This window comes from Thomasclavelia sp. (genome assembly GCF_047249845.1).
GTDB lineage: Bacteria > Bacillota_I > Bacilli_A > Erysipelotrichales > Coprobacillaceae > Thomasclavelia.
This window is the reverse complement of the sequence record NZ_JBKTWO010000023.1, coordinates 1-15,070: the sequence shown is the minus strand read 5'-3', so window position 1 is coordinate 15,070 and position 15,070 is coordinate 1. Positions and strand designations below refer to the sequence as shown.

Sequence of the window (15,070 nt, the reverse complement as noted above, 5' to 3'; positions counted from 1 at the left end):
TAAAAAAATAAAATAAAAAAGGAGCTCGAATATAAAGCTCCTAGTGAACTAAACCTTTTAATTCGCTTTCATCAATTTTTTTACCTTCTTCAACTTTATTAATTAAATCACGAACTCTTTTAATATGTCCCTCAAATGGTTTCATAACATCTGATTTAGTTCCATTCATTGAATATGTTTCATAACAATCGTAATATTCTCCTTCAATTTGAACATTAATAATATTCCAATCAGCCATATCATTTAGCTGCATATTTAATAATGAACGAATTTCATCACTAGACATATCTGTTTCGAATGTCCCTTCAAGGGCACTTAATATATTATCAAAATTAGTAATGATTTTTGGTGATAGAGCTTTATCCATTAAAGCTTTTAATACTTTTTGCTGATTACGTCCTCTAGCAAAATCTCCAAGCTTTAAACGTTTACGCTCTCTTACAAAGCACAATGCCTTATCACCATCCATTTGATTTACCCCCTTAGTAATAAGATAATTACCATGTAAAGTAGTAAATTCTTCATCTGATTCAACTGTTATCCCACCTAATGCATCAACAATATTAGTCATTCCACTAAAATTAGTTCTTACAAAATAATTAATTTTCATGTCTAGTAAATCTTGAATCGTATTAATAGTTTCACTAGTACCATAAATACCAGTATGTGTTAATTTATCTAATTTACCATTTTTATGTAATTCAATTTCACAGTCACGCGGAATACTTGTCATTAAAATTTGTTTTGTTTTAGGATTAACAGTAACAATTAAATTCACATCACTTCGAGATACTGTTTTTAAACTTCCATAAACATCAATTCCTGTTACATAAACAGAAAACGGATTTTCAGTAACATCTGTCTTCTTAGTAGTTACTTCTAACTTAGCGTCATAAGAATATGAGGTAATTACTTTAGTTTCATCATTAAAAGCTTCATGATTGCTTTGCAGCATACTACGATACTGTTCACCAACAACTATACAATCAACTGCCCCACTATATAAGGCATCAGATAAATCAATATAATTATCATATTTGTTATATGTTTGTTCTCCAATATCCTTTTCCATATCAGCAAGTGCTGTTGTTAAAGTTGTAGAATCTTTTTCATAAGAAACACCAAATTTTTTTCCACTAAGATTTTTCTTATTCAGATCACTATTTTTTAATGCAATAACCGATACTACATATTGCTGCCCTGTAGCATTACTAACTTTCTCTATAAATTTATCTCCTCGAGAAATCATTGTACAACCAACAACCAAAACTATACTAACCAATAAACTGATAACCTTAGTAATTATACTCCGTTTACTTGTGGTATCGTCTTTAATATTTTTTTCACCAGTATACATAATTGCAAAAAAGCTAATTATTAATATTAGTAATATAGCAATAATTGTGATTAAATATTTAGTCGGAATTAAATTAAGTTTGAAAACAAAATAAACAGTAGCTAAAGAAACAATAAATTGAATACCTAAAACAAAATATTTTGATGTTATTATCTTAAAAAACTTATTATCTTTCATTTGTCTACCTCAATTCTATATTATTCCCTCCTATAATACCTAAAATATCTTAATCCGTCAAATAGCAACAAAATAATACTAATACGAATTTAAAATAAATTATACGTTAAATTTCTTACTCTTTTTACAGAAACACTTATAATGATTAAATAAATCAGATCTATTAATATATCTTAAACTATAAAGTATCTAATAATTTATTTATGCATTTGTGTTAACTTAAGATTTCAATCTGAGTTATATTAACTCATAGTATTTATATTTATTGTTATACAAAAATTGAGAGATTAAATCCCCCAATCTTCTGTGTAACCATAGATATCTAAATTACCATCTATTTATATCTGATTTTTCTTTTTTATTTATTAATAATACTAATAATGCTAGAATCAAACCAGCTAATGGATACATTATATCAACAGTATCTCCCGTTTTAGCTGCTTCTTTATCACCATTTGTACTTGATTTAATTGTTTCATTAGCAGTTGAAACATTAATAGTTCCTGCTACAGCTTTAGTTAATGCTGCATTTGCTCTATCTACTTCTACTTGGGTTACATCTGGGTTTACAAGTACTGCCCTTGCATCTGCTAAAGTTTTTTGTACTAATTCCCATCCTTTAGCACTGTAATTTGCTGCATCTAAACTCTCAGCCTTTTTAATTAAATCTGCTAAAGCATCTTTATTTGGTACTAATCTTAATTCTAAGAAAGAATTTACTAAGTTAGTATATACTTTATCTACCTCTTTTTGCATTGCATTTTCATCAGTTAATACATCATTTGCAATTTTAAGTACATCTTGCAATACCTTCCATGAGGCTTCTGTATACTTAATACTAGTTAATTCATTAACTTTATCAATAAATTCTTTTAATACTGTTTTATCACCCTTAAAAAATTCTAACATATGCATCACTTTTACTAAACGATCAAATGCTTCATCTATTTCTATTTGAGTTGCATCTGCTCTATCAAATACCACTATAGCATTAGCTACTGCTGTTTCAAATTCTTTTACAACAGCTGGCACAACATTTTTTAAATTAGCATTTTTAGCTGCTTCAATAGCAATTGATAACGCTACTTTATTCTTTTCTACTACATTTAATATAACAACTGATGATTCAATTGATTTTGTTTCCTGTCCAAATATTGTGTTTGTAATAACACATTTAAATTGTAATCCATTATGTTGTAATAATACGTTATCTATTATATAAGATGGTTTATTTGCACCTTCAATCACTTCCCAATCTTTACCCTGATTTTGTGATTGTTGCCATTGATAACTTAATGTTCCACCATCCTCAACTTTTGCTTCTACTACAAAAGCAGCTTTTTCTCCTTCTTGAAGTAATAGATCAACAGGTTGTTTTATAATTTGTGGTATTTCAGTATTTTTTTGAAGTACAACTTCAATTGTCACTGTTTTTTGAGCCTCTACTTCTACTCCTGCAATATCAGACAATGTTCCACTAATTTTATTTCTTCCTGCTTGAGCTTTTTCATAATCTTCTTTTGACCATGTAACAGGAAGTGATGTTTTGATTCCATCTTCTAAAATCACGTCTACTTCTTTTGGAAGTCCTAAATTTTCAAACAATGTTCCCTCAAGCGTTTCAATTTCATTTGGGTTTTTAATACTATCTACTTGCCTACTTTCTGGTGCAGGAGCATAAGCATCAAATAACCCAAATCCCTGATCTGTCGTTCTACCTGCTGGAAGTCTTACTCGTATATAACGTGCTGTACCTTTTACTATCTCATAAGGTCGAATTTCATTATTTCCAATTTCACTTTTATCTACAACAGTTACCCATGTTTTACCATCGGTGGAAATATCTATAATATATTTATGTATTTCTTCTGTATTCCATGTCATCTGTATGTTATCTATATCATAGATACCTTTTGTATCAATATACCACCATTCATCATTCATTGTAGCTGGATACCAGTACCATCCTGGTACACCATTACTTCCATATGATGGTTGTGAGTTTTCTTTACTTGAAGAAGCATAAGCATCTTTTTCTCTTGTAACACTTGACAATTTATAATCAACTTTCTCTCCATATGCCTCAATTTCTCTTATTGCCGGCCACTGTGAGGCTGGAAGCTTTGTAGAAATATCATAAATTCTTAAGTATTGAATTACTTCATTTGTATCAACACTTACCTGTTCTCCACATCCATCTCCATTGCGAAAATCTTCGATATCCTTATAGTGTTTTCCATCAACAGAACCTTGTATTACGAATTTATATGCTGCATCATTTTTTTCAAATAATATATTTACATTAGAAAGTCTATAAGTATCTTTCAAATCAACTTGAATCCAATGTCCTTTAGTTCCTTCTCCACCAATACCACACCAATATGTAGAAGCATTTCCATCAACAGCATATTCTGCTTTTTCAACCCCGTTTTTTCCAGTATTTACTGAACTTGCTGAAACTGGTTTATTTAAAGCAAGATTATGAGTATTTCCAGTTCCTGACACTTCTCTTAATACAGCCCATTCATTATTTGTTGCTTCAGTAAATGTCACTCTTACATAACGGCCTTTTACATTTTCAAATGCTAATGCTGAATCAGTGCTGCCATTACTATTATCAACAATAATATATTCTTTATAATTATCATTGGTCATCGGATCATTTGAAACCGCAACAGTATAATGATAAGCACTTCCTGGGGTTTCAAACGATAAATTCATAGTTTCTAATGTATATGTGGCACCTAGGTCTACTTCCCACCATTGTGGATAAGAACCACTATTAGCACACCACTTAGAATTATCATTTCCATCATTTGCATATTCTTTTATTTCTTTTTTGCTGGATTGTATATTTTCCGTACTTGCACGAGATGATTTATTTAAGAAAATATTTGTTTCTTCTACATTCTGTGTCATCTCATATTCGTCAGCATCTCCTCCTTCAGGAACATTTGGAAGTCCCTCCACTTTACTTGCAGGGATTGTAATAGCTGTAGATTTTAAATTTTCTCCTGTTGCTTTTAGTGTAATATCACCTTCGCCACGTTTACTTCTTACCCATACCGCCAGCTGTCCACCTCTTGTTGTAATTGTTTTTGGCCCGACTACAAGTCCTGGACCTTCTACTTCAAGATTAACATCAGTATATGCATCATCCACGATAGTTCCAGTAGCATCAGTAATATCGATCCATACTAATTTAGCACTACTTCCATCCAATGGAACTGCCATATCACTCTCTAAACGTAAATTAATATTTGAAGCAGTCTTTGGTGTATTTCTAACATATTCAGTAACAGCCTCTCCATTAATTTTAGCAACAGCCTTTAATTCTCCAGCTTCATATTTATCTAAATTAAAAGTAATTGGTGCATTTTTCAAATGATCTGCATTAATTTCTTTTCCTGAATTTGATGTAGGATAACCTGATGGATCAACATTTCCATGTGGTCCCCAAATTGTTTGATCGTGCCCCTTTTCTCCTAAAGACTTTCCATTTAAAAACAACTCAACTGTATCACAATTACTATAAATCCGAACTTCCGTATCTGCATTATTATTCCATAAGTTTGCAATGTAAACCATTGGCCCACTTTCTAACCCATAATCTGATAAATTTACATCGGCAGATCTCTGGCTTTGATAAAAATATGCTGCATGTTTCTGGATTCTATAAATATCTACAACTCCACAATACGTTAATATTCCTGCATCAAATCCTGCATAATCTGCATAATCCCAAAACATTGAAGCACCTAGCCAATTTTCTCCCCTCTGGCGATTTGTCTGGACACTTTCCTGAATATTATCCGCCTGGATCAACATTCCTTCATCTCCGCCTTTTTTACCATAGCTATTTTTATTTTCTCGAGTAACTCGTGTACTTGAACCACTACCACCATAAGTCCAGTCACCATATTCAGCAATAATCATTGGCTTATCTTTGTATTTTATATTTTCTGCACCTTCACTTCCAGTTCCAAAAATACCAGCCTGTGGAGTAGATAATCCGATATCCCATATATCCCATTCATAACAACCCGCTGTATATGCATATGTAATTCCGTCTGTTGGATATTCTTCTTTGGCAATACGATTCATTTCTTTAGCCCATTCATTATTGTAACGTGATTCATTTAAACTTGTTTCCCATGCAACAATAGAAGGGTGATTCCGCTTATGGCGTATATCAGTTCTTAATTCGTTATATGTACTATTTTTAAATTCTGTTGTATTGCTAAAATTTTGCCATCCTGATACACATTCCAGTATCATAACACCATATTTATCGCAAGCATCATAATAAGCCTGACGATGAGGATAATGAGCCATGCGCATTATATCAAATCCACTTTCTTTAAAGCGTTTCACTTCTTCATAAATTGCATTATCAGGCATTGCATTTCCTAACATATATGTCTCTGCATGAAGATTAGCCCCCTCAACATCCATTAATTCATCATTAATGTAAAGCCCATCTCTCTTCCATTCTACTTTTCTGATACCATATGTTGTATTTACGATATCCTTTACATTATTACCAGATTTTACAATGGAACGAACTGTATAGAGCTCTGGTGTATTAGGAAACCAAAGTCTAGGATTATCTACTGTTAATAATTGCTCAAAATTATTATTTTCTTTAGCATTAATTGTCAAAGTATCCTCTTTAGATACAATAATTTTTTCATTTTGATCCAAAATCTCTGTAATAAGTGTAACTTCTTTAGAATCCTTTGATTCGTTTTCAACATGTGTTTTTACTTTTACTAACGCACTATCTTTATTAACTTTTGGTGCTGTGACAAATACTCCACCTCCAGCAGTTTCCTTTGCTTCTACTGCATCTGTAATATGTATTTTATCTGTTACAGTGATATATGAATTACCATATATTCCACCAAAATATTGAAAATCCGGATTAGTTTTTCCTGGTGCAAAACTAGCATTTGGTCGACTATCTATTTTTACTGCAATAACATTATTTTCACCATAATTGACCTCATCACTAATGTCAATTACAAAAGGAATATATCCCCCTTCATGTTTCAAGATATTTTTACCATTAATATATACCTCAGCATATTGCATCGCAGCCTCGAAATTAAGCATTAACTTTTTACCTTGTAAACTCCCATCAATAGAAAAATTTTTTCTATACCAGCTAATTCCAAGATACGCATCCTTGTTATCTGCAGTATAAAATGTTGTTGAATGTGGAAGGTTTACATATCCCCATTTTTTATCATTAAATCCTGTTTCCGATGCTCCAGATACATCCCCTTTTTTATAGCGCCAATCTGTATTAAAGTTAATTTTTGTTCTTTCACTGTTTGATTCTGTAATCATTTCTGTTTTTAACTTATTTTTGACATTCACTTCCTTTCCTGTTACAAGACCCAAGTTGGATCCAATCATGCCAAATACCAATAATAATACTAAAATTTGTTTCTTCACACCTCTTCCTCCTTCTTTTATTTACTCCCTTATCAAATTATATTCTTTTATTTGATCCTATTATGTATGTTTTTCTTCTATTTACATATAATTTTTTATATTATTTTAAAAAATATTTTATCATAAAAAAAAACATAGACTAAAATGTCTATGCTTTTATATCTATTCATCCATTTTTTCAACCTTAGGATCAATACCCGCTTTATCCAAAACTGCATGAACAACATTTCTTTTACCACTTTCACTACCTGCAGAAGTACAAGTAGATAAAGTAATTACTGGATTACCAGCAGTTTTATCAAATTCTACATTTATATCACTTGTTTTCAACATTTCTTGATAAAAAGACTGGATATCTGTAATTGAAGTGTTATATAAGATACTTTGCTCTGGAATAATATGAGCTGCTACAACTTTATAACGACTTACTGTACCATCGGGTAAGTAAATATATACATAAGGATGTTCATTTGCAAACTCTTGTTTCGTATATGATTTAATATTATTAAACATTGAACCATTATTCATATTATGTCCATAAATTACAGTATTTAAATCAGTAAACGGATTCTCATTTTCACTTGCAACAAATATCGAACCAGCTCTAAACTCTTCTTTATCTATATTACTATGAATATAAGTATCATTAGTTTCCCCTTGTAAAATTGGATAACTAACTCTTGTATCCGGGATATCGATCCAGCCTTTTACATCAGGATTTCTTTTTACTAAAGCATCAAAATCGATCTTTTTATATGCTCCCTGTTCTTCTGTTTGTTCAGTTACATATGTATTTTCTATTTCCTTATTACTATCATCCATCTGTTTATACTCTAGAAAAATAGACGCTAAATTATATGCGCTATAACAAAATACACAAACACATACTAATAATATAATTCTTCTAATCAAATCTTTTATACCTGTAGGCTTAATTCTTTCAATAAAACTTTTTTTATGTTCAGTCATTATACATTAAACTTAAACAACATGATGTCACCATCTTGACCAACATATTGCTTTCCTTCCTGCCGAATTTTACCAGCTTCTTTTAATGCATGTTCGCTGCCATATTCGACCAAATCATTAAAACTATATGTTTCAGCTTTTATAAATCCTCTTTGAAAATCACTATGAATAATTCCTGCCATTTCAGGAGCGGTCATTCCTTCTTTAAAAGTCCAGGCTCTAACCTCCTGTACTCCAGCAGTAAAATATGTTCTTAATCCTAATAATTTATATGCTTCTTTGATTAACTTATCCAAACCACTTTCTTCAATTCCCAAATCTTGTAAAAATAAGTCTTTTTCTTCCTTATCCATTCCTACTAATTCACTTTCAATCTTAGCACAAATAGGAACTACGTCGGCACCTTCATTAGCAGCAAACTCAACTACTTTATTATAATGTGGATTACTCCTAGGATCTTCTAGATCTTCTTCTCCAAGATTAGCAACATAAATAATTGGTTTCATTGTAAGTAATGTATATTGTTTTACAATCAACATTTCTTCTTTTGAAAAATCAATTGTTCTTGCTGGCTTATTTGCTTCTAATGCTGCCTTTAATCTTTCTAAGATTGATATTTCAATTTTGGCTTCTTTGTCTCCAGACTGAGCCTTTTTACCTAATCTGCCAATTCGTCTTTCTACTGTTTCAAGATCAGCAAAAATTAATTCTAAATTAATAGTTTCAATATCTCTAATTGGATCAACATCACCATCAACATGTGTTACATCTTTATCTCTAAAACATCTTACTACTTCGCAAATAGCATCTGTTTCTCTAATATTACCTAAAAATTTATTACCTAAGCCTTCACCTCTACTAGCACCTTTTACAAGACCGGCGATATCTGTAAAACCAAAAGTTGTAGGAACTGTTTTTTTAGGTTTAACCATTTTTGTTAATTCATCTAATCGATAATCAGGTACCTCAACCACTCCAATATTAGGATCAATTGTTGCAAACGGATAGTTTGCTGCTTCTACTTGCGCATTTGTTATTGCATTAAATAATGTAGATTTACCAACATTTGGTAATCCAACAATACCTGCTGTTAATGCCATTCATATCACTCCATTCTCTGCTCTTATATTCTACTTAATATCTAGGTAAATTGCAAGTTTGTTTAATTTTAAAGTATTTAGTATAATAAACTAAACTTTAATTAAAAAAGAGTATCTTTAATCAAATTAATATTTATGGCTATTAAAGTAAACTCGATTAAAATAAGGAGCTTTTATGGAAACTATTTATCAGTCAATGCTACAAAATATTCGTAAATCCCAAAATCTACAAAAAATAATTATAGGTTTTACTCGCTATATTCCAATTATTACTTTTATTATTTATCCTAGTTTAATCATCTATTTATTATATACAAAAAATAATTTATTACTTGAAACAATCTGGAAACCATTAACTTCATTTCTTGTAGTGACAATATTTAGGAAAATTATTAATCGTAAACGTCCCTATGAGAGTATGGATATTAATCCATTAGTAAAACATAAGCAAGGTGAATCTTTTCCATCGCGACATACTGTTAGTGCTTTTGCAATTGCATTTGCATGCCTCAAAGTAAGTTTACCTTTTGGTATAATAATGTTGATATTAGCAATTATTGTTAGTGGTTCAAGAATTTTATGTGGTGTACATTACATTAGTGATGTTCTTAGTGCCATATTTATTGCTTTTTTAATTAATTTAATTTAAAACTGTTATAAAATCATTTTTACTTTTCATTATCACCACTTTCTTACTTTTATAGTAATATAAATATTATTATAATCCTCTAATTGTATTAAATAATCAATAAATAATGTGATTTAAAGTATTTAATTATATACAATCATTATATAAACTTTAACATTCTAAAACAGTGTAATGGAACTATATTTGTTGATGATAAGAGCATTAACTCCTTATCAAGAGAAGAGCTGTCACAAATCATAGTACTAGTACCTCAAAATCCATTCTTAATTGCTGAGAACATCTGTTATTGTTTTAAAAACAAGCCAACTGAAAAAGAAATTAATGAAGCCATCTTTATGATTTTATAATTAGCTTACTAGGTAGAGTTAACATGAACATAAGCGAAAGTAACTTATCAGGCGGTTAAAAACCACGAATTGCAATTGCACGAATCTTTTTAAGAAAACCTAAAATCCTGATTTTAGATGAAACAACTTTTGTATTAGATAATACCTCTGAACGGTTTATTCAAAACAAGATTGAGAAATTAAAAGTGAAAACAAAATGATAATTATATCTAGACTCTCTAAATTAAAAAACTGTAATAAGTTTATCGTTATAAATATTGAACAGATTATATAACGACTTAATTGAAAAAGAAGGATATTTAGCGATATGTATCATAGAAAATTGAAATGAACCATTCTACTCAATAAAAAGGAAAGATAGAAATTTTGTGGAATCTTTCTTTTTTTGTGTCATTTCAAAGCTTATTAAATTATGGTAAATTCGTGGTAAAATAACTGTTTTCTAATTGATTAATTGTTTTTAAGTGTCCTATTTAAACAATTGCCCAATTTTCTTTATAAAATAAAAAGAACCTTATAATTATTTAATTTAAAAATTTATAGCTAAAATGAGGCATTATAGATGCAATATTGATGCTTTTATCAAATAAACTTTTATTTGAAAAGAGGTGAAAATATGTCTTTGCTTAACTATAACGAAGGAAAAAATACTATTATAGAAATAGATGGAATTTATTATGCTCGTTTTCCTATTAAAACACATGTAATAACATCACATGATAATATATCTGAAATTGTTGATAACTATGTAAGCAAACATATTCAAAAAGGTGATATATTATTTATTTCTGAAAAATCTATCGCCTGTTGCCAAGGAAGAGCTATTCCTATAGTAAATATCCATCCTCGTAAACTTGCTTATTTTTTGTCTCAATTTGTTTATAAATCTCCTAATGGGATAGGTTTAGGTATTCCTGAAACTATGGAAATGGCGATATGTGAATGTGGAACATTACGAATAGTTTTTGCATCAATTATTTCATTAATTGGCAAAGTACTTGGTAAAAAAGGCTGGTTTTATAAAATCGCAGGTGTCCATGCTTCTAGCATTGATGGACCGACACCATATACTATCCCGCCCTACAACAAATATGTTGTTTTAGGACCCCTACACCCTAATAACACAGCACAAAAGATTGCAGATTATTTAGGCATTTCATGTGTAATTGTTGATATTAATGATTTAGGTGGAAAAATTTTAGGCACTTCAGATAACAATATAAATCAAGAACATATAATTCATATCTTAAAAGACAATCCTCTAGGTCAAGGAAGTCAATGTACCCCAATGGGCATTATTCGTCAAATCAATAAAATATAAATAAATATACTGAAAAAATCAGAAACTTCATCAAAATGAAAAATCTGATTTTTTACTTATATGAAAACAAATTTTATTAGAGCTTTAGATTTATTGAAACTTTTTAACCAATCACCAAAACAATTATTACTCTAAATTAAATTGGCTATTATAAAGTTTATAATAATACCCATCTTTCTCTAGCAATTCCTGGTGTGTTCCTTGTTCAACGATTCGACCTTTATCCATTACTAAAATCATATCAGCATTTTTAATTGTTGATAAACGATGAGCTACAATAAATGTAGTTCTTCCCTTCATCATTTCATCAAAAGCATCTTGAATTTGTAATTCTGTTCGGGTATCAATTGAACTTGTAGCTTCATCTAAAATCAACATCGGCGGTTTTGTCAACATAATACGAGCAATACAAATTAGCTGTTTTTGTCCTTGAGATATATTTCCCCCATCTTCATCTATCATCGTTTCATAACCAGCAGGCTGCTTCATAATAAATTTATGAACTCGAGCTTTTTTAGCTGCTTCTATGATTTCCTCATCTGTAGCATTACTTTTTCCATAAGATATATTATCTTTGATCGTACCTTTAAATATCCATGATTCTTGTAAAACCATACCATACATTCTTCGTAAATAATCACGTTCCATATTTAATGTATCGATACCATCTACAATAATACTACCACTGTTTTGATCATAAAAACGCATTAGTAAGTTAATTAATGTTGTTTTTCCACAACCTGTTTTACCAACAATTGCAATGGTTTGGCCAGGTTGTGCATTTAAACTTAAATTTTTAATTAACGATACATTAGGATCATAACTAAAACAAACATCTTTTAAAATAACAATACCATTAATATCACTAACTATTTGAGGATTACCAACTGTTTTTTCAACTGGTTCATCTAATAAATCAAAAACTCGTTGACTAGCAGCTAAAGCTGTTTGCATTTCTGTCATAACAGATGAGATTTCATTAAACGGTTTTGTATACTGATTTGCATATGTTAAGAAACTAGATAATAACCCAACTGTAAAACTTCCATTTAAAACACTAATAGCACCAAACACACCAACTGCACCATATACTAAACTATTAACAATTCTAGTTGTTGGATTAATTAAGGCCCCATAAAACTGTGACTTAACACCACTAGCATGCATACGTTGATTTACTTCTTTAAATCGTTCCTCATTCACTTGTTCATAATTAAAAGCTTTAATTATTCGTTGATTACCAATCATTTCTTCAATATAGCCATTCATCTCACCACGAAGTTCTAGCTGTTCTTTAAAATAAATATGTGTTCTTTTAACAATCAACGACGCTACCAATAGCGATAATGGGGTCAAAACTATTACAACAACAGCAATCGAAAGATTGATTAAACACATAATAATAATCGTTCCGATAATTGTTGCTACTCCTGTAAATAAACTTGTGAAACTTTGTAACAAACCTGTTCCAATTAAATCAATATCATTAATTACCCTACCAATAATATCACCATGTGGTGTACTATCAATATATTTAAGTGGCAATAAATGAATCTTTTCAAAAACTCGATTACGAAGATCATTAGTAATGTTATATGTAATCTTGTTAGTTAGTTGTCCAAGAATCCACTGAACTAATGACCCTGTAATTATTACTCCTATAATTACCACCAACTGTTGTATTAGGAGTTCAAAATCAACTAGGCCAACGCCAATCAATAAATCGATTGCTTGTCCAAATAATATTGGAGTAATGAGAGTTAAACAAACACTTATAAATGATAATATAAATATCCAAATTAAAATCAAACGATAAGGTCGACAATATGTCAATAATCGTTTAATCGTTATACTATTCATGATGCTCACCATCCTTACTATGTTGAGAAGCATAAATTTCTTGATATATTTTACAATCTTTCATTAAATTTTCATGACTATCAAAGCCTACCAAATCGCCATGATATAAAACAATTATTTTATCCGCCTGTTCAATCGAAGCAGTTCGTTGTGAAATAATGATTTTAGTCATTTCTAATTGTTTTAATTCCTGACGCAACTTAAAATCAGTTGCATAATCCAAGGCACTTGAACTATCATCTAAAATTAAAATTTCTGGTTGTTTAACTATTGCTCTAGCAATTGTCAAACGCTGCTTTTGACCACCTGATAGATTTTTTCCACCTTGTTCAATCATTGTATCTAGGCCATCTGCTTTATCTTCAATCAACTCTTTTCCTTGAGCAATCTCTAAAGCTTGCATTAGCTGGTTATCGTCAGCAACTTGATTTCCTAACTGTAAATTCTCTCTTATTGTTCCAGAAATCAATGACGCATATTGAGGTACAAAACCAATAAAATGACGTAAGGCATGAAGATCATAACTTTGTATAGGTTGATTATTAATTAAAATTTCACCACTATTAACATCATAAAATCGTGCAATTAAATTGACTAGAGTACTTTTCCCTGCCCCAGTTCCTCCAATGATTCCTATTGTTTGTCCTGATTTAATTGTAAAATTTAAATCATTTAAAATATTTTTTTGCTCATAAGCAAAACTAACATGTCTAAACTCAATGCAGTTATCTGTCTCTTGCCAGTCTGATGCATTTCCACTATTCACTATGGCAGGCTCAGTTTCTAAGACCTCAAAAATCCGAGTGTAACTTGCACCAGCCTTATTATAAATCGATAATACATTAGCAAAAACAATTAACGCTAATAAAATCGAATTCATATAGTTTACCAAAGCGATGACTTCACCCTGTGATAAACCACCCATATTAACTTCACTTCCACCAAAGTAAACTATTAAGACAATTGCAATATTGACAATTAAATATGTAAAAGGATTCAATAATGCCTGAATTCTTCCAACTTTTACTTGAGTATCTTTTTGTTGTTTAGTCTCATCTTTAAATTTATATATCTCTTTATCTTGTGAAGCAAAAGCCCGAATAACTCTAATTCCATTTAAATTTTCACGAACGATCAAACTAATTTGATCAAGCTTTTTTTGTATATTATTAAAATAAGGCATTGATATAATTGTAATCAACAACATCACAACTGCTAAAACAATAGCCCCAATAATAAAAATAGAAGCTAAAGGTCCACTGATTAAAAATGCTAAAAATAATGATCCAATCATAATAAATGGTGCTCGAGAAGTTAACCGAATCGTCATTGCAACCGCTAATTGAATTTGGACAACATCATTTACTAGCCGAGTAACTAAAGTCGGTGCACTTAATTTATCTAAATTATGATGATCATAACGATTAATTTGTCGATACATATCTTCACGTAGTTTTGTTCCCACACTTTGAGATGTGACAGAAGCATAATATTGACAAACCAACGCAAACAAATATCCAGCTACAGCTAGACCTACTAAGACCAGTCCTCTTACTAAAATATAATTTTTATCATTATTTTTGATTCCAACATCAATAATATCCGCCATAACTAATGGTACCAACAATTCTAAAGCTGCTTCTGCAATTTTAAAAACAAATCCAATTATGGCAGGAAAACGATACTCTTTTACATATTTTAACAGTTTCATTATTTAACCCCCAAATCTGGATTTATTATACCCTATCTTTTCATAAAAATAAAAGGAATTAGAGTTTTACTAAAATTTTATATCTAATTTTCGATTATCCGCATAAACACTATACTTTC

The 15,070-nt window shown here is 30.3% G+C and carries 8 protein-coding genes; 2 read left to right on the top strand and 6 right to left on the bottom strand.

Annotated elements, in window-relative coordinates:
* Nucleotides 1-40 precede the first annotated feature (40 nt).
* The 4 genes from ACLR9T_RS07535 to ychF all read right to left on the bottom strand — a co-directional run bounded on the left by ACLR9T_RS07535 (nucleotide 41) and on the right by ychF (nucleotide 9,063).
* A complete protein-coding gene (locus ACLR9T_RS07535; protein ID WP_413108927.1) occupies nucleotides 41-1,534 on the bottom strand; it encodes an LCP family protein in 1,494 nt (497 codons plus the stop codon).
* A gap of 327 nt (nucleotides 1,535-1,861) precedes the next feature.
* Entirely contained in the window at nucleotides 1,862-6,994 is a 5,133-nt protein-coding gene (locus tag ACLR9T_RS07530) for a discoidin domain-containing protein (RefSeq protein WP_413108926.1), read from the bottom strand.
* A gap of 162 nt (nucleotides 6,995-7,156) precedes the next feature.
* Nucleotides 7,157-7,963 (bottom strand): class B sortase, encoded by an 807-nt coding sequence (gene srtB / locus ACLR9T_RS07525; protein ID WP_413108925.1) that lies wholly within the window; start codon nucleotides 7,961-7,963, stop codon nucleotides 7,157-7,159.
* A complete protein-coding gene (gene ychF / locus ACLR9T_RS07520) occupies nucleotides 7,963-9,063 on the bottom strand; it encodes a redox-regulated ATPase YchF (RefSeq protein WP_413108924.1) in 1,101 nt (366 codons plus the stop codon). The genes srtB and ychF overlap by 1 nt, the downstream gene beginning before the upstream one ends.
* A 175-nt stretch (nucleotides 9,064-9,238) precedes the next feature.
* Here ychF and ACLR9T_RS07515 point away from each other — a divergent pair, with 175 nt between their 5' ends.
* Both ACLR9T_RS07515 and ACLR9T_RS07510 read left to right on the top strand, forming a co-directional pair.
* Nucleotides 9,239-9,712, top strand: a complete 474-nt coding sequence (locus ACLR9T_RS07515) for a phosphatase PAP2 family protein (protein WP_413108923.1) — start codon at nucleotides 9,239-9,241, stop codon at nucleotides 9,710-9,712.
* A 963-nt stretch (nucleotides 9,713-10,675) separates the two neighbouring features.
* Nucleotides 10,676-11,380: a coenzyme F420-0:L-glutamate ligase gene (locus tag ACLR9T_RS07510; protein ID WP_413108922.1), complete on the top strand. Its 705-nt coding sequence runs from the start codon at nucleotides 10,676-10,678 to the stop codon at nucleotides 11,378-11,380.
* A 126-nt stretch (nucleotides 11,381-11,506) separates the two neighbouring features.
* Here ACLR9T_RS07510 and ACLR9T_RS07505 read toward each other — a convergent pair whose 3' ends face one another.
* Together ACLR9T_RS07505 and ACLR9T_RS07500 are read right to left on the bottom strand one after the other, a co-directional pair.
* Entirely contained in the window at nucleotides 11,507-13,240 is a 1,734-nt protein-coding gene (locus tag ACLR9T_RS07505) for an ABC transporter ATP-binding protein (protein ID WP_413108921.1), read from the bottom strand.
* Nucleotides 13,233-14,951, bottom strand: a complete 1,719-nt coding sequence (locus ACLR9T_RS07500) for an ABC transporter ATP-binding protein (RefSeq protein WP_413108920.1) — start codon at nucleotides 14,949-14,951, stop codon at nucleotides 13,233-13,235. The genes ACLR9T_RS07505 and ACLR9T_RS07500 overlap by 8 nt, the downstream gene beginning before the upstream one ends.
* Nucleotides 14,952-15,070 lie beyond the last annotated feature (119 nt).